The following is an 18,257-nucleotide window of genomic DNA, read 5'->3' on the forward strand; positions in this document are numbered from 1 at the left end:
AACGGATATGTACTCAACTCCGAGAACAAAACCCAACCCCCTGCAACGGCAACTCATAAGACTTCTTAACCGTCCTAACCACCAACGTCGACGAATAGGTCCGAATCGGAATATCCCGATAAGTCTCCAGAAACCGATAGATATACTCGGTGTACTCCGCAGCATCCCGAAACTTCGCCACCATCACAAAATCAAACTCCCCCGTCATCAGGTAACAATCCTGAATCTCCGGATGAGTCGAAAGGATGTGCTGCATCTTGCGGTCAATATCCTGGCTATCCCTGTCCAGCTTGATCAGGAAAAACGCCGTCACCTGAATACCCAATTTGCGTTCATCCAGCACCGCTACCTTGGCCTTGATGATCCCCACGCTCTCCATGCGGCGAATCCGCCGATAACAACTGGTGGAAGACAGCCCCACGCTGTCGCTCAACAACTCCAGGCTCTGGTCGCAATCCTTCTGCAACTTGCCCAGGATCTTCAAATCCATGGCGTCTGTCATCGGTTCCGAATCGTCCTTGAAAAAATGCAATGAATACGTCGCAAAGACGGGCCAATTTGCACAAATCCTGCGCAGTGGCTAGTTAACATCGTTCCAGCTTAGCAGCCCGGCCAACACCTGGCCTGAAGGCGGCATGAGAGGGATCTTATGATAGTCGCGAAACCGACATGGACCGGTGATATCAAGGCGCTGTTCAGCGCCCCCTACTGGATACCCGCCGCCCAGCGCACCGCCGTCGCCGCCACCTGGGTCGGTTGCATGAACGCCTACGAGGTGTTCCTGGAAGACCCGGCCTCGGTCAAGACCTGGTCGCAAACCATCTACCAGCACCTGGCCTCGCGCAACATGCCGCTGACCACCGATCAGCAACAGTTCTGGCCGATGGATGCCCTGGAAACCTTCCGCCTTTGGGTCAACCAGGGTTGGCGCCTGGACAGCATCTCGCCGTTTGACCTGGCCGAGCGCATTCCGCCACCGGCATTGCCACACCCGGTCAAGCGTGTGCGCCAGGACATCCGCTCCCTGAGCCCCGAAGCACTGAACCTGTACCGCGCCAAGCTGGATGACGTAATGCACATCGGCGACCCCGACAGTGGCTCGCCCTGGCAGCGCTATGCCTACATCCACACCAACTGGTGCCTGCATTACCAGGAAGCCTTCGCCCTGTGGCACCGCGCTTACCTGCTGTACCTGGAAGCACTGATCGACTGCGCGATCCCCTACTGGGACTGGATGGCCGCAGACGCCAGTGTCGACGGCAGCCCCCAGGCCGGCTTGCCCCAGGCGTTCCTCGATGAAACCTACGTGCACCCGCATACCGGTGAGGTGCGGCGTAACCCGTTGCGTTATGCGGCGGCCAAGGATGGCTGCTCCAAGGTCTGCGCCACCGCGCCGGTCGAAGGTGTCGACTGCCTGTACGTGCAGCGCAATCCGCTGTTCTACACCCAGGGCGAAGACTTTCGGTTCGAGCGCACCCAACTGTATGGCATGAGCCGGATCTTCCAGCAGCAGGTGGTCGATGCGCTGGCGTTCACCACCTTCAGCCAGCCCCAGGGTGTGCCAGGCTATCCATGGGCCAACATCACGGCCTTCGACCCGCCGCAACCGGACAACCTTTACCCCAACCGTGCGCTGAATTTCGACGGACTCTACGAGCAGCCCCACGACAACTATCACGGCTGGATCGGCGGCGACATGGCCGACAACGCCTACACCGCCTTCGACCCGGTATTCTGCTCCTATCACGCCAACATCGACCGCATGCTGGAGGTCTGGATCCGCGCCAACCCGGCGGCGCAGTACACCACCCAATGCCTGTTGCAACCCTTCGCCGGGCATCAGGCCGATGACGTGACCTTCACCAGCGCCGACGCCTGGCGCTACACCACCCTCGGCGACATGGCCCAGGACAGCCGGCACATCGGCTACGACTATGGCACGCCAGTCGCCCCGCAGTTCGGCGCGGCCAAGGCTGTGTGCTGCCGTCAGCCGCAGGCGGCAGGCAGCGGTCCGTGGGTGGTGTTCGACCATGTGCGCTGCACCCACGACACCTACCTGATCGACGTCTTCCTCAACCAGCCCGACGCCACCGCGCAACACGCCCGCGCCGATAACCCGCATTACGTCGGGCGCTTCAGCCGCATCGGCATGGGCCTGGTCGACGACAAGGGCCGCTGCGTCACCCAGGGCGTGTCGCGGGCGCTGAACGCTGCGCGCAATGCCCGGGTACTCAAGCTCAAACCGACCGACACAGCGCAGTTATCGCTGGTCGTGACCCACTCCGATAGTGGCCAGGTATTGACGGCCGATGCATACGCGCCGCTGCCTGGCTTTATCGCCGAACTGGTGTGGGACGACCCGCGCCAAACCTCTGCCGGCCCCGCTCCGGGCGCCGGTTGCTGCTCCACCAACACTGATGCTGGAGAACCGACATGAGCACACCCTTCACCCAATTCACCTCCCCCGCCGAACAAGCGCCCAAGGACTACAACAAGCTGGGCCTGGAGGACCAGCTGCCGACGTTCGAAACCGACTGGAACAACAACGTCACCGGCTGGACCCAGATGTCGATCATCGGCAACCCCTGGTCTAACCTCAACGATGCACCGCGCTCGGGCTATTACAACCCGCTGGAGAGCGGCTACGGCACGCTGACGCCAAAGACCATCACCTGGCAGCCCTTCCCCAATCGGCTGTGGACGTTTTTCTATAACGAGGGCGCTGCCGTGGTCCCGCAACTGGGCGGCAAGGCCATGACCCTGGACCAGGTGATGCAACTGACCGACCACGGCCAGATCACCCTCAACGACACCCTCTATTCGCTGTACCCGGACCCCAAGGCCACCCAATTGCAGATCCCCAGCGTGCTGTGCAAATCCATCAACTGGAACGGCCCCTACGCCGACTTTTCGCCCTCGGGCCCACGGGGCTGGCTGGACGAATACTGCGAATGGTCGATCACCCGCGACCCCGACGGCAACATGCGCAGCATCATGTTCACCAGCGAGAACCCGGCGTATTTCCTGACCATGTGGAACATCGACCCGGGTGCCGTGCTGGGCCTGTACCAGGCGTATGTCGACCCGCAGGTGAAACTCGAAGACCTGTACCTGCGCTACACCGCAGACGGCCCGACCGGCAAGGCCGGCGAACCGGTACTCGACCCCACCACCGGCCAGCCCGCCTACGACACCGTGAACAAATGGAACAGCGGCACCGTGCGCATACCGGGCGTGTCGGGCGGCGCGATGCACCTGACTTCCGGCCCCAATACCCTGAGTGCCGAGATCTACCTGGCGGCGGCGGCCACCATCCTGCGGCCACTCACCAGCAGCCAGAACCAGCAGAGCCTGATCTGCTGCGCGCAATACGGGCAGAACTACCGCAACTCCGACCCGCATATCGGGTTCTCCGCGAACCAGGCGGCGGTCAACAACCTGATCTCGTTGACCAACCCTATCGGCCTGTACCTGCAGCAACCCAAGTCCTTCAGCACCTGGAAAGGCCCGCAAGGCCAGGATGTCAGCAGCTACTGGCGCGTTACCCGTGGCACCGCCGGCACCGGCCCGAACAACTCCGACCAGATTCTCCAGGCGGTCTTCGAGGTGCCGGCCAGCGCGGGGTTCTCGATCAATGAGATCACCATCAACGGCACGCCGATCGACTACGTGTGGGTGATCGCCAACGAACTGAACGTGGCCCTCAGCGTGACCCCTGCGCCGCTCACGGCCCAGCCCAAGGAGTGTGCCTGCGTGGCGGCCAACACCACCGATGCGCAACCCTGGCCCGTGCAGTTGCTGCCGATTGACCTGTTCTACGGCCAATCCCCCAGCGACTTGCCGGCCAGCTTTGCCCCCGGCAGCTCAGGCCAGTTCGTATTGGTGGTACAAGGCGCCGACCCGAACACCACGGCGGCGGATGCACGGGTGCAGTTCTCCAACCCGGGCATCACGGCCCAGGTCACGCAGTTCCTGCCGGATGCCTCGGCGATTCCCGGCCAGACCGACGGCGGCGGCACCCAGGGCTACATCATGACCATCACCGTCAGCAGCAACGCGGCGCCGGGGCTGGTCAGCGTGCGTGCGCTGAACCCCAGCGAAGCGGCCAACCCGAGTGCCTCCGAGCACCCCTGGGAAAGCGGCCTGGCCCTGGTGCCCAGCGCCTGAGTGCCTCCCGGCCGCCCATGCCTGGCCTGGGCGGCCGCCCCTTGAGTCTTGAGCAAGGAATGCGATCATGAACGGATGGCTTCGCCCGCTGCGCCGGGCACGCTTGCGTATTGCCTGCGCAATCACCTGCACCCTTCTCCCACTGCTGGCCCCCACACCGGCCAATGCCGCCTCGGACGCCCAGAGCTGCGTCAGCCAGCTGGTGTTCGATCCCACCAGCGGCGGCTTCCTGCCGGTGAACAATTTCGGCACCGAGCAGGCTTTTCTCAATTGTTTCGGCTGGCAGTTGTTCATCGCCATGAACTGGCCGGTCAATCCCGGCTGGCCGGCCAACCCAAGCCTGGCCGGTGAGCCGGACACCCAAAGCAGCGCGGCCCAGTTCGGCGTGCCGCCAACCCCCGGCCAACCGATGAGCAATGCCCCGGTGTGGGCCAGCTACAAGGATGCCAGCGAAATCTTCCTGCCCGGCGCGGCCAAGCCGTCCGGCTGGGGCGTGGAAACCCTGGTGCCGTCCCATTGCACCGCCACCGGCAACCTCAAGGCGTTTGCCACGGGGGCGCGTAAATTCATCACCGCCACCTCGGAAAGCGCGATCAACCGCAAGCACCGCTTCCACCTGTCCAGCGGCACCCAGGTGACCCTGCCGGATTCGATCATGGAAGCATCCGGCGGCTGGCTCACGGACCAGTCGGGCAACCTGGTGTTTTTCGAGCGCAAGGTGGGCAAGGCCGAGTTCGACTACATCGTCGACAACGGTTTGTACGACGCCGCCAACCAGCTGATCGTGGCGCAAAACAGCGACAACCGACACCCCGCCGGCCTGTCACTGCCGGCCGGCAAGCCGGTGCGCGAGCTGCCGGCCAAGGCGCTGCCCCAGGAGGAACTGGGTGCCCTGGAACTCAAGGCGGCCTGGCGCGTGCTCACCAACAAGCCCGACCTGTACGGGCGCTACCTGACCACCGTGGCCTGGCTGCAACGCCCGGACACGCTGCAATGCACCCAGGAAGTGATAGGCCTGGTAGGGCTGCATATCATCAACAAGACCCAGACCCAGCCGAACTTCATCTGGACCACCTTCGAGCAGATCGACAACGTGCCCGATGGCGGCGCCGCCCCACCCCAGGGCTACAGCTTCAACAACCCCGAGTGCACCGGCAATGCCTGCGCGCCAAACGTCGCCCGCGTGCAGTGCGACGCCACCCACACGCCGCCCGACTGCACGCCCCTGGACCAGCCGGTGCAGGCCACCCGGCTCAACGCCACGCCCCAGGACATGCAGGCGCTGAACACGGCGGTGCAGCAGACCTTCGCCCAGCAGACCCAGGGCCAGTCGGTGTTCCAGTACTACAAACTGGTGAACGTGCTGTGGTCCAAGACGCCCAACGCCCCCAACGATCCAGGCCCTGGGCCGAACGTGAAGGTGCCGCTGTCCTATGGGCCGTTTGTCAGCGACCAGAGTGTCGTGGTCGCCAACACCACGATAGAAACCTACGTGCAGACAGACAACTGCAATGACTGCCACCAGTACGCGGCGATTGCCGGCAAATCCGGGCTGGCGTCGGACTTCTCGTTCCTGTTCGGCAATGCCGACTCGGCTAAAAATACGCGGCTGATCAAACGCATCGAGTCGTTCAAGACCCTCAAGGACAACCCGTAACCGGCGCAAAAAAAGGGGCGATCATTGATCGCCCCGAACGGTACATCGAGAGGTCCCTTCCAAAGCCTTACAAACTGATCTGCTTGCGCTCCTCATCCGTCAGCCGCGCTCGCGCCTGTTCGCTCAGCGGCCCGGCGCCCAGCACCTGCACCGGGCTGTTGGGGTTGTAGCCGGAGGTTTTCTGCGCCGGCGCAGGCTCCTGCGGCAACGGTTCGGTGCCCAGGCTCAACACTTCCACGGTCATGATCGACGGCCTGCCCTGTTTGGCGGCCGCCTGCTGGCTGCGCGCCGCGTCTTGCGCGGCCTGGGACGCCGCCGCACCGGCCGCGCTGGCCGACGTCATGGCGTTGGTGTTGACCGCAGCAGACACCGGCACCCCGGACGACTTGCCCTGGCTCTGGATATTCGCCGCGTTCACCACGCGCAAGGCGGCAATGTTGACGTTGCCGGACACACGAATGCCCGCCTCGCCGGCATCGATGGTGCCCAGCGGTGCGATCAGGTCGATGTCCCCCGCCGGCACTTCCGGGATCGGGTTGAGCGTGGCGATCCCCGCACCGGTACTCGGCACCGACGGCGACAGGCCGACGTTGCCCCAGTTGTCATACACACGCTTGGGCGGCGTGTACACCACGGTGGTCTTGGAACCGCGCCCGGCGTTGATGTCGCCTTCGCTGGTCCAGCCCATGATCGAGCCGCCGAAGGTGGTCATGATGCGGCTCTGGCCCAGCAGGATGCTGCCCAGGGAATACAGCTGGATATCCCCCGCGCCCTGGGTGATCACCCCCGCCGTCGACGGTGGCGCCGCGCCTTCGATACCGAAGGTCTGGCTGCCGCCCGGCGTGAGCATCTGGATGGAACCCCCGAAGTTGGTGTGCACGCCCGCGCCACCGAACATCGTGATGTCGCCTTTGTAGGTGATCGGGTTGCCAGCCACGTCCTTGTCCGGGAACAGCGCCGCAATCGCCGCGCGGCCACGCAGGTAGCTGCCCTGGCGCACGCTGCCAGCGGTGTTGTACTCACGGCCGGCGGCCTTGAGCTCGGCGAAGTACACGTCGCGGGCGAACACCCGTTGTTGCTCGGCGGGGAGCGCCGCGTAGTAAGTGTGGGCCTGTTCGGCGTCTCCGGTAAACCCGAAGCGCTCGACCAGCCAGGCGAGCAATTCCCTCTCGTAGGTCTTGGCGACCTTACTGCCCTGGATCGACTCACCCGGCAGCGCCAGGTTGGCGGGGTTCAAGTAAGCCTCGACAAACCGACGGTAGTCCGGCCCCTTGGGCCCGACACCGGCTTGCAGGGCGATGCTGGCACCCGCTCGGTTGTCGCCGGCCGCCACGGCGCCCAGACTGTTCACGCCCACCTGATCGTCCATCTGGATAGTGCGCCCGGCAGTCAGCTCAAGGGTCCCGGGGCCCGCGACATTGAAACTGCTGTAGAGGATGTCGCGCCCGGCGCTGGCAATGGAGATATCAGTCGCCCCCGTGTGCACGAACAGGTTACCGGTGAACGTGTATTCACCGGTGCTCACGTCCCCGCCAAGGGCACCATTCAAGCGGGTGCCGCTGCTGACGATATCGCGCCCGGCGAGCATCCAGACCGGGCCTGCACCTTCGTAGTAGGTCTGACCGAAGCGTGGATCGTTTGCCCCATAGAGACTGAGCGCCCGTCCACTGTTGACCCCCAGCAGGTCACCGCTGAGCGCATAGAAACGCGCCGGTTCCAAGGCGCCGCCCCATGCCATGCTCGCGGTGTCAGGGCCAAACGCGAACAGCGGGTGAAGCCCCAGGCGTGCGATGTTGCCATCACTGGAAAGATTGCCGCTGCCTGCGACCGGCAAGCTGTTGATGAAGCCCAGGAACGCCGGACGCTGGATCGTCGCCAGGCTTTGCGGACTTGCGCTGGAACGGCTGATGGTCAAGTCGCCGCCGTAGATCGAATCGCCCGCCAGCAATTCCAGTTGACCGTTGGCCGACGGTGCCAGCACCAGCGCCTGCAATGGCTGCGGCACATTCGGGTTACTCGTCGACGCACGGCCGTAGTACAGGCTGCCGCTGGCGGCGACCGCACGCAATGTGGCGGGGTAGACCGCCGCCATATCGGTTTCCAGCGTCTGGGTCAGTGGTGTGAGGTTACCGCCGGAGGAGAACAGATCGACTGCCGTACGGTCGGTCCACAGGCTGAACCAGCTCTGTCCTACCCCGTTGACGCCTTCCTTTGCGTAGGCCAAGGCATTCATCTGCGGTACGCGGCCTGGATCGGCGACATCCTGGAGGACCAGGTCGCCCCGGGTAGCCAGGCTGAAGGTCGAATCCCCTGGCAGCAGGCTCAAGCCGCCGGCCGCCATGGCCGAGGTGGAGCGCAGCGGGTCGTAGGCGCGCACTTCGCTGGGGCTCTGGTCCCTGGACTGGTTGCCGTAACGCAAGGTCAGGCTGCCCAGGCTGCCGCCCGTCACCTGTACGTGGCCGCGCAGGTTCACCAACGAGCCATTGAGGTGATCGACGGTGACCTGACTGGCGGGGTTCAGCGCATCGCCCACCCGCAGGTTCAAGTCGCCACCACCGCTCAGTTGCACACTGCCATCGGCGGCGACCCGCCCTGTACCGCCGACCGCCAGAACGAGGCCTTGGCTGCGTGGGCTGACGTTCTGGGCGGTTGACGACAGCGCACTGATGATTCCCGCATTGCCCCCCACATCAACCGTGAGGTTGCCGCCACCCAGGGTGCCGAACCCGGTAAAACCGACCATCTGGTCCGAACGCACGTTAGCGACGTAAGAACCGAAATTGATCCACCAGGCGGTCGCTTGTGCCTGGCTACCCTCCAGGTTATTACCCTGTCGCCACAGCCAATTGCCGACATTGGCTGAATCCAGCCCCAGGTCGACAGGCACAGGACGCGCAACGCCATTCTGCGCAGGGCTGGTGATATTGCCTGTCAGGTCGCCCCCCACTTTGACCAGCACATTGCCGCCCGTGTCCGGGTACCAGGCGCGGTACAGGCTGTCGGGGCCACCGTTGACCCACTTTTCGTTACCGCCGACGTTACCCAGGACCTTGCCATTGCCGCCAAGGGCACGCTTGAGGTTATACGGGTCGCCAGCCGAGGTGCCCGTGGAGGAGCTGCCGGCGGTGTAGACACCGTACAACGACTCCATGCTCAGGTTGCCGGCTGCCAGCAAATCCAAGTCCGCAGCGCCGGTGCGGATGACACTGAAACGCGTGCTGCCGCCCGCCAGCAAGGTGTAGGCATCGCCCTCGGACGAGCAGTATTCCGGCATATCGTCACAAATCCCGGGGTAGGCGTAGCCATCATTCACATCGATGGGCTTGCCCACCATGCTGTTGTCGCCATAGACATCCAAAGAGCCCTGCTCGGTCCAGACCAGCGCACCCTGCCCGTACATCCCATAGTGACTGTCGGCCAACCGAAGGTTGCCGGTGACCGGGTGCGGTTGCAGCAGGCGACTGTCCGCCGCGCCGGTATCCGCGCCGGCCACCAGCCGAATCGACCACGCTTGCGAGCCTTCCTCCAGCATCGGCGCAATCGCCCAGTTCTTGCCCTGGCGACCGGCATCGGCGACACGCAGCTGTACCGACGCCACACCGTCCGGCAACTTGACATCGGTACCCGACGGCAACAGCGCGCCACGGGGCAAGACTTTACTGCCTGCCAGCTTGAGGCTGGTAGCCAAAGGCACTCCCTTGGGCCAGATCAGCCCGTTGACGTTGGCCGCACTGCCCAACAAGGTGCCGGCGTCCAGCGTGCTGCCGGCGGCGAGGGTCTGGCTCTGAACCAGCAGCGTGCCCACGGCGAACAGCACATTGCCCGATGCGTCCCGCACGTCGGCGGCCAACACCGTCCCGGCAGGCAGCACCAAGGACTGGCTGAGCGTTGCCGCGACGGGCAACCGCGTGCCAGCAGGCAGGAACAGCGGCTGCGTCGGCACATCGAAATTGAGCGTCACGCCGCCCGGAAACAGGGTGCCATCCGCCAGGGTCACACCACTGCCCGGCACCACCACCGTGCCCCCGGTGTAGTCGATACCTGCACGCAGGACCCAGCCATTGTCATCATCGGTTTGCGGCGGCGGTGCAAAGCCGTCGTTGATGCTGCCGTAGATATTCAGGTCGCCACCGGCGCGCAGGGTCAGGCTGCCGGCCTCGGTAGGTTCGGTCGACTTGAGGCTGGCGTAGCGATAGCCGGACAAATCCAGGTCGCCCTGTACCACCAGGTCGCCGTCGGGCGTCTTGCTGATAATCTCCACACCAGGCCGCAGGTGGAAAACATCGCCGTAGGTGGCGTTATTCAGGCCTGCCAGTTTGTTCTGCAGCAGGTTGGTATTGCCGAGCGCAGCATTGATGAACGCCGTGCTCAGTGCGTGCTTGCCGTCGAGGTAGGCTTGGTCGATCGCCTGGTACGGACGTCCGTTCGGGGTGGCATCGGTCCTGGTCGGGGCATCGTCGTAGGTGACCATGCCATTGAGCGCGATGGAACGTGCGCCGGTGATGGTCAGGCGCCCACTGGCATCGATGGCAATGTCATTGCCGCCCAGACGGGGCGCGTTGAGCTCCAGGGTGCCGAGACTGCGTCCGTCATTACCGGCCCCTGCCCCCGTGCCATGGCGCAGGTCGATGCGCACGCCATCGGCCAGGGTCAACTGGCCCTGGCCGGAGCCGAGCACAACGGTGGCGCGGTTCGGCGCGTCGATGACCTTGCCATAACTGTCCACGCGCACTTGCGTGCCATGGGCATCGAGCACCGCCGTACCGTCCAGGACCAGGCCGTTCCTGGCGGCCAGGTTGATGCTGCCGACGCGCTCGCCGCTGGCGTCTACCAGGCCGGTAACGCGCAGGCTGCCATTGTCTAGCGAAACGTTGACGCTGTTGGCCTTCACATCGCTGCCGATGATCAGATCGCCTTGCTTGAGCTGAAAGCTGCGCGAGCCATACACCTGGCCTTGATTGAGGCGTTGATTGAGGGCGGCGAACTGTTCATTCAATGTGCCGCTTGTGCCCAGCCGCTGGGCCTGGATCTCGACCGCGCCCGCCAGGTAAGGCACCCGCGTACCGCCGGCATCGTAGTCGCCGCTGCTGCCAGCGACGATCCTGCCCGCCAGGTCGACGGTGCCCGCCGCGCCCTCTACGGCCACCACCCGCAGCCGGCCCGCCTGGTTGTGCTGCGCCGACAGGTCGATGGTCGAACCGACCGCCTGCAGCACGTTGCCCGCACGGCTTTCCAGCAGGACCTCGCCGCCAGCGTTGTATTTAGTCAGGTCGTTGAAAGCAATGGCCCGGCCGGCCACATCGATCAATGCCGCATCAGTCAACACCACGTCGCCACGGGCGCCCAGGGTGAGCTTGCCGCTGGGCAATACCACCGCGCTGGCCAGGCGGATGCTGTCACCCTGCAAGGACAACTCGCCGCCAATGCCCTTCGCTTCGCCCACCGGCCCCGCCGAGGCGCGCACATCAATCGCGCCACCGGCTGTGATCCGGTTGACTGAGCCAGCTTCACCGCTCATCAACGGTGTGAGGATATTCAGGTTGCCGCCGTTGTAGGCAAAGCCCTTGATCGCGTCATAGGCGCCCTGACGCTGATACACCGAGAGGCTGCCCTTATGGTTGGCGGTGATGCGCTGGCTGGCGTTCAGGTTGACGTTGGCAAAGCCCAGGGCCAGGCGGTCAAAGGACTGGGTGGTGCTTGGCTGGGCAAAATCCCCATAGCCGAACTCGATGCGCTCGGCATGGATATCCAGGCGCCCGCTGCCGCTGCCGGCACCGTCAGTCACTGCCGCCACGGGCGGTGTCGCGGCCCCCTGCCAGATCAGGTTGGCGGTATGGATGGTGGCTACATCGTTGGCGCCGCCCGCACCATAAATAGCCGGCGTGGACAGCATCAGGTTGCTCAGCATCGACTTGCCGGTCGCCGAGTCATAAGTATCCAGGGTCGTGGTGCCATAGAAGTTGAAGCTGTCGCGTGCCGACAGTTGCAGGGTTTCCAGGGCCGGCGCGCCAAATTGGGTGTCCCCCCGCAGCAGGCGCTCCAGGACTTGCTGGGTGAGGGTCATGCCCGCCGGCAGGCGATTGCCGGCAGCGGCGGCGGCCAAGGCTTCGGGGCTGCCGACGTTGATGCTGGATACGCCCAGGTTCAGGTGACGGGTGCCATAACGCACGTCCGCCCCCATCTGCAGGGTGCTGTCGGTCAAGGCAACGAGTGTGCCTTCGGAATACAAAGCGGTCTGGCCGCTGCACAGCGTGCCAGTGCAAGCCCCCAGCTCGATCCCGCCGCTGGTCACACCTGCCATCGGCGTTGCTGCGACCACGTTGAGCAGGCCGTTGGACACCGCCAGCATATTGGGCATGTTGTACACAAAGCCGTCACGTGCGTCATAACTGGCCTTGCCGCGACCGATGGTGTTGATCGAGGCCCCCTGTTCGACGGTTACCTTGCCGGTAGAGGACACCAGCAACACTTCCGGCGCCGCCAGGTTCGCGCCTTCGCGCAGGTTGATGTTGCTCAAGGCTCCGTTGGCCAGGTTGATGTAGTTGCCGCCCTGACCGTAGGTCACCACGGTCAGGCCACCGATCAACAGACGCGCCGCGCCGAGCGCGTTGAGGCTCTCGGCCTCGACGCTGATGCCGCTGAAACCCGGGGTTGCGCCCTTGCCTGCCGCGACGATCTCAATGTCCTTGCCCGTGCTCCTGTTGCCATTGGTCAACGCCACGGTGCCACCGTAACCGCCGTCGGCGGCCTCGAAGCGACCGATACCCTTGAACGAAAAGGCATTGGCACCCGCCCCCGGGCTGAGGTTCAGTTGCAGGGTCTTGGCATCCACCGGCAACAGCGCACGCGGCACCCCGAGGCGGGCCGCGTCGGCCACGGCGAATTGCGCATAACGGGTCTCGTTGTATTGGGAATATCGGCGCAGGGTGTCGGCGGCGGTGAGGATCACCTGGCTCGCCGTACTGTTGCCGATGCCGGTATTGGCGATGGACAAGCGCCCCGCAGTGGACCATGAGCCGTTGCGCAGCAACTGGGTCGTGCCTTCGCTGCCGAGCCCCGCCAAGCCGTTTATTTCCAGGCGGAAGGCCCCCGGCATCAGGGCATAAGTGGACGGCATCAAGGTGTAGGTGCCCGCTGTCAGCCCCGGCACACCGGCACCGATCGTGATCTGCTGGCCAATCAACGGGTCGGTCGCCCCGCCCTCCGGCCCCACCGGGGCATAGCCCGGTTGCGCGCCCGGCACAATCGCGTAGACCGGGTTGGTGCCCAGCCCCGGCAACACAAAACCGCCGGTTGCCCCGAATTGCACCAGGGGGTTGTAGCGCGCATCGGTAGATCCGCCGCGCCCGGAAATAAACCCGGCCCCAAGCAGCTCGCCGCCACCGGAAAGGTCCACGGTAGCGTCAGGCTGCACCACCACCGATTCGCCACCCAGGACCATCCCGACATTCAGGCTGCCGTTCGCGTTAGGCAACGCCCCCTGCCCAAGGAACGTCACAGTCTTGCCGTTGTATTTGTAGACCTGGCCGTCTACCGTGCCGCCGTAGGGCAACACCAATCCCTTGCCACTCACCGAGGTCAGGCTGCCGGGCAGCAACTCGACGCGGCTGGCCCCGAGGTTGCCGATTTCGATCAGGCCCAGGGGCGCACGCACCACCCCGCCCTGCTTGATCGTCGGGCCGCCCAGTTGCAAGCGGCCAAACGCCGAGTACGGCATGGCGGCATCAGCAGTCCCCGTGCGCGCGATCGTCAAGGTACGGGTCGGGTCGTACTTGAAGCCAGAGAAGGCATCGATAAAACCGGCCAGCACCCGTGCGCCAACGTCCGTCGCCGGGTACAACTGCGCGGCGCGCAGCGTCATATCGCCTTTGGTCATCAACTGAGTACTGATGCCCTGCGCGATCACGTCCGCCCCGGCACCGGCCAGGAAGCGCAGGTCACCCTGGCTGCTCAACTGCACATCATCGAAGCCACGGCGATCGATGCTCTGCTTGCTGGCATCGCTCAGCGTCAGGTCACTCTGGTTGCCGAACAGCACATTGCCGCGCACGTCGATCAGATTGCCACTGGCCTGGAACAGCGCCTGGCTGGCACGTTGCGACAGGTTGGACGCCAGCACCGGATGCAGGTACTGGTCCTTGCTGGGGTCCAGCGGCGCAAGGATGCCGGCCAGCAGCAGATAAGGCGCAGACAGGTTGATGCGAGCGTTGGCGGCGGCGTTTTCGGCAAGGCCCATGGCGCCGCTGTACAGGCGCAGGCTTTGCCCCATGTTCAGCGACACATCTCCGTCGAAGCTCAACACGCCGTTGCTGAGCAAGGCCAGGTTATCAAAGCCGCCGGTGGTGACCTGGTCCACACCGAGGCGGCCATGGCCGTACTCGAGGGTGTCCGGGAGGGGGCTGGCTTGATGGGACTGGCTGAGCACCAGTTCACGCACCTTGAGCATCGGGTCGGTGACCGCCGCCTTGAGGTAGTAAGGCGTTTCCAGTGCCAGCGATAAACTGCCGCCCGCCGCCGCGGCACCGCCGGCCCGGGCGACCAAGCTGCCATCCAGATACAGGCCATTGTTGGACGCAACGCTGATGCTGCCGCCATTGCTGGCCACCTGCACCCGGCCCTGGCCCGGAATGTCGAGCATCGCCTGGGCACCGGAAGCGTCCAGGCGCGCGCCGTCGCGCACCACCACAAACAGGTCGCTGGCCTTGGAAATGCCGGTGGCCAGGTCAATTTCGCCGCCGAGGCTGATCCTGCCACCCTGGCCGACCTGGCCGTAGAGGCGCCCGCGATTGTCCGCGGCACTGATCGCACGGGCTGCCACATCGATCACCGCGTGGTCGCCGACCCAGATCGAGCGGTTATGCCCGGCGGCATTGGCCACCTCGGAACCGACAGCGGTCAGGCCTCCCAGATTGACGCTGCCGCCCCAGGCATTGAGCGTGCCGTTGACCGTCAACTGGCCGACGCTGCGCAGGTTGATGCTCTGGCCCGGGTCGACGTTGATCACCGCGCCCCGGCCCACTGTCAGGGCCGTGGTAGCCAGTTCGGCCGCCGTGGATTCCTGCCGACCGGCAGTCAGGGTCAGGCTGGCGCCACGGCGCTGGGTCAGCACGCCTTTAGCAGCGTCTTGCTGATACAGCGCAGGGGTCCAGCGCTCCAATACCGTGGCAGGGTCGCCTCCCGTTGGCGCAGCGGACGTCTGCTCGCCAAGGCGATACACCGGCGTGGTGACATCTACCTGGGTGCCGTCAGTGACCAGCAGGCCCTCGTTGCCGGTGATGTCATAGGCCGAGAAGCCCTTGTTGAAGAAGTCTTGCGCCAGTTGCACGGTGCCGGCGTCAGGCGCCCCGGTGCTGTTGCCGATCTGTACCTTGCGGGCCTGCAACGCCAGGGTGCCGCCGCCATTGACACCATAACCGCGAATCTCGCCCTCCAGCCCCAGGCTGCCCAGTGCCCCCAAGGTCACGTCACCGCCCTTGCCGCCGATGAGCTTGCCATCCACGCCGAGCGTGGCGCCGGAAGACGCCTCCACCACGCTGCCTGACGCCAGGTTCAGGTTGCCGGTGCTGCGCAGCGACACCTTGCCGCCGTTCACATAGGCCACGCCTTCACCAAGGCTCGGGTCCAGCGCCAGGTTGTTCCAGCGCCCGGCGGCGTCCAGCTTGACGCCGGTCGCCACATCGACCCGTCCGCTGCCCGCGAGGATCACATCGCCGACGGTGTTGCCCGCGTTGAGGTTGACCTGAGTGAGGATGTTGCCCGCGTTGATACTGCCCCCCCGGGCGGTGAGATTGGCGTTGATATCGACCCCCGGCCCGAACAAGGTGATGTCGCCGCCGTCTGCCACCTTGAGCGCACCATTCACCGTGATCTGCTGCTTGGCGCCCACCTTGATCGCGCCCAGTTGGTAACCGTTGAGCGGGTCGCTGTCGAGCACCATCTGGCCCTGGCGATCGGCTGGCAGCGCCGTGGTGAGGTCCAGGCCATCGGCGATTTTCCGGGTATTGCCATCGATCAGCACCTGGTCGGCGGTGCCGCTCAGGGCATAGCGCAGCGTGCCGGTGGTCTTGTTGTAGATCGGAATGTACTGGCCGATGATCAACTGCGCCCGCTGGGCCATGGCCTTCTTGGATTGCTGGTAGCCGTCGAGGTTGATGTTGGGCGCCTGGGTCTGCCGATCGCCCTGGAACACATCACTGATCAACTGACCTTCCAACACCGCACTGGTGGTGCCGACCACCAGTTTGCCGGCGTCGCGGCCTACGGTGTAGCCGGCCTCGTAGCGGCGTTGCGGCGCGATCAGCGGGTTGTAGTAATACTCGGTCTGGCCCCAGCGCGCGCTGGTGTCTTCATAGCCCTTGTAGAACCCCGAATAGAGGATGTCGCCGGGCGCCTTGGACAATTCATACAAGCGGCCATTGGGCCCCTTGAGCCAGGTCTGCTGGATGTAACCGGCCTGCACGTCCACGGTGCCGCCGGACAGGTTGATCTGCGCGCCCGTCTGAGTGACCACATCCTTGCCGGTAAAGGTCACCGTGCCGCCCTGGGCCATCCATTCGCCGACCGAATGTCCTTGAGTACCGAGGTAACCGCCCACTTCCAGCAAGCCGCCGGCGGTGTACCAGCGATCCGTCGCGTAACCGTTGGTGCCTGCCGGTACAAACACCAGCTCGCGCAGGTCGACCCACACATCGTTGTTGATCAGTTGCCCGCCGTCACGGTTCACCGGAGCATCGCGCTGCTCGTTACCCTGCACGTTGATCTTGATCGTGTTGGATGCCATCGACACCTTGACGCCGACCGCGCCTGAGACGTCGATCATCGCGCCATCGCGCACCAGGCTGCGCCCGGTAGCGCTGACCGCCACCTGGCCGCCGGTGGCCAGGGTGATCGAACCCTTCTGGAAGTCCACGGAGCCACCGCTGACGATCTCGACGCGTGATTGGTCGGTACGGTCAGCCACGGCGCTGAGGTGGTTGAACCGGCCGGTGATCAGGTTGGCGGGTGTTCCGTCGAGTTTGACCAGCCCGTTGTCTTTCTGGCTGTTGAGGGCGGTGCTGCCACTGGCGTCCAGCAAGATCGCGGTGGTGCTGCCCTCGCCCAGGGTCACGCTACCGGTGCTGTCGCTGGCAGCGTTGAGCAGATGAATCGTGCCGCGAGTGTCCACCGAGGTGCTGGCCAGCGCCACGCCGTTTTGCTGCACCTGGTGGCCGGTGAGGGTGATATCGCCGGTGGAGGCCATGATCAGGCCGCTGTTGGTGACTTTACCTGCGCTGCTGCCAGGGTTGAGGCTGGTCGCCACCTCATTGCCACGCGTGGTGGAGCGGTCGTTGCCCGTGGTGCCGACACCCTTGCGGATGTAGAAACTGTCGCCGGCGGCCAGGGTGGTCTGGCCCTTGGCGGTGATGACGGTGCCGGCGTTTTCCACTTCGGTACCGAGCAGCAAGGCATAGCCGCCGGCGTCGGTGGAGGTGGCCGGATTGTGGGTCTGGATCAACGCACCGCGCTGCACCTGAACCTTGCCTGCCGCATCGGTGAAGGTCGGCTGGGTGCCGTTGGCATCGACGTAGAGGCCGCGTTGGGTGAACTGCTCGTCGGTGATGTTCGCGGCGGCCGCCACCAGGTTGCGCACGTTGACCTGGCTGGTGCCGCCGAACACCACGCCGTTGCGGTTCATGATCATCACCGTACCGGCGCCATTGATCTGGCCCTGGATCTCACTGGGGCGCGCATTGGGATCGTTGACGCGGTTGAGCACCGCCCAACTGGCCTGCTGCTGGAAGTCCACGGTGGTGTTGCGCCCGACGTTGAACGTCTCCCAGTTGAGGATCGCCTTGTCGGCGGTCTGCTCGATGGTCACCGTGGTCTTGCCGCCGGACTGGCTCTGGGTCGGGTTCTTGGCGTGGGTCCAACCCTGGGTCAGGCTGTTGTCGACCTGCAGGCCGCCCTTGCCCAGGCCATCGGGAATCGCCGAGACCTGACCGAACGCCGCCTGGCGCCCTGCCGCTTGCGCGGCCTGCTGGGCCGCAATGGCCGCGACACTGGTGTTCAAGGTACTGATGGAGCGCGCCAACTGCTGCTTGACCCGCGCCTGCTGGTTCAATGAAGGAATCCCCGGCACCTGGCCGGCACCGGTACGCGCTGCCGTGGCCGCCTGGGACGCGCCCTTGTCGGCAAACCAGCCGGAACTGAACGCCGTGGCTGCCTGGGCGTTACCCGCCACCATCAATAAGGCAATGGCATGGGCCAAAGGCTTGAGACACAGAACGGTCTCGGGGGCTTTCAGGTTGACCGGCGATTTGCAGCGGACCATCGGGAATCTTCCTTCTTTGTTATTACGCAGGGAGCAGGACAGGCTCACGTATGAGGATTAGGCGGTTGGCGAGGGACACGACTGAACTTCTGTCATGCAAAGTTCACATGACGCTGTCGGCGC

General features: G+C 64.8%; 5 protein-coding genes. 3 read left to right on the top strand and 2 right to left on the bottom strand.

Going from position 1 to position 18,257, the window contains the following annotated elements:
* Positions 1–13: 13 nt before the first annotated feature.
* A complete protein-coding gene (locus BM110_RS14790; RefSeq protein WP_071491274.1) occupies positions 14–490 on the bottom strand; it encodes an Lrp/AsnC family transcriptional regulator in 477 nt (158 codons plus the stop codon).
* Between the two features lie 159 nt (positions 491–649).
* Between BM110_RS14790 and BM110_RS14795 the strand changes: the two genes are divergently transcribed.
* The 3 genes from BM110_RS14795 to BM110_RS14805 all read left to right on the top strand — a co-directional run bounded on the left by BM110_RS14795 (position 650) and on the right by BM110_RS14805 (position 5,824).
* Positions 650–2,437: a tyrosinase family protein gene (locus BM110_RS14795; protein WP_093513699.1), complete on the top strand. Its 1,788-nt coding sequence runs from the start codon at positions 650–652 to the stop codon at positions 2,435–2,437.
* Positions 2,434–4,167, top strand: coding sequence for a hypothetical protein (locus BM110_RS14800; RefSeq protein WP_092245876.1), 1,734 nt, complete (start codon positions 2,434–2,436; stop codon positions 4,165–4,167). The genes BM110_RS14795 and BM110_RS14800 overlap by 4 nt, the downstream gene beginning before the upstream one ends.
* 67 nt (positions 4,168–4,234) lie before the next feature.
* Entirely contained in the window at positions 4,235–5,824 is a 1,590-nt protein-coding gene (locus tag BM110_RS14805) for a hypothetical protein (protein ID WP_093513700.1), read from the top strand.
* 67 nt (positions 5,825–5,891) lie between these two features.
* On the opposite strand, the gene BM110_RS14810 is transcribed toward BM110_RS14805, so the two are convergent.
* On the bottom strand, positions 5,892–18,134 hold the full coding sequence (locus BM110_RS14810; protein WP_093513701.1) for a filamentous haemagglutinin family protein: 12,243 nt from the start codon (positions 18,132–18,134) through the stop codon (positions 5,892–5,894).
* Positions 18,135–18,257 lie beyond the last annotated feature (123 nt).

This window comes from Pseudomonas sp. NFPP28 (genome assembly GCF_900115535.1).
GTDB lineage: Bacteria > Pseudomonadota > Gammaproteobacteria > Pseudomonadales > Pseudomonadaceae > Aquipseudomonas > Aquipseudomonas extremorientalis.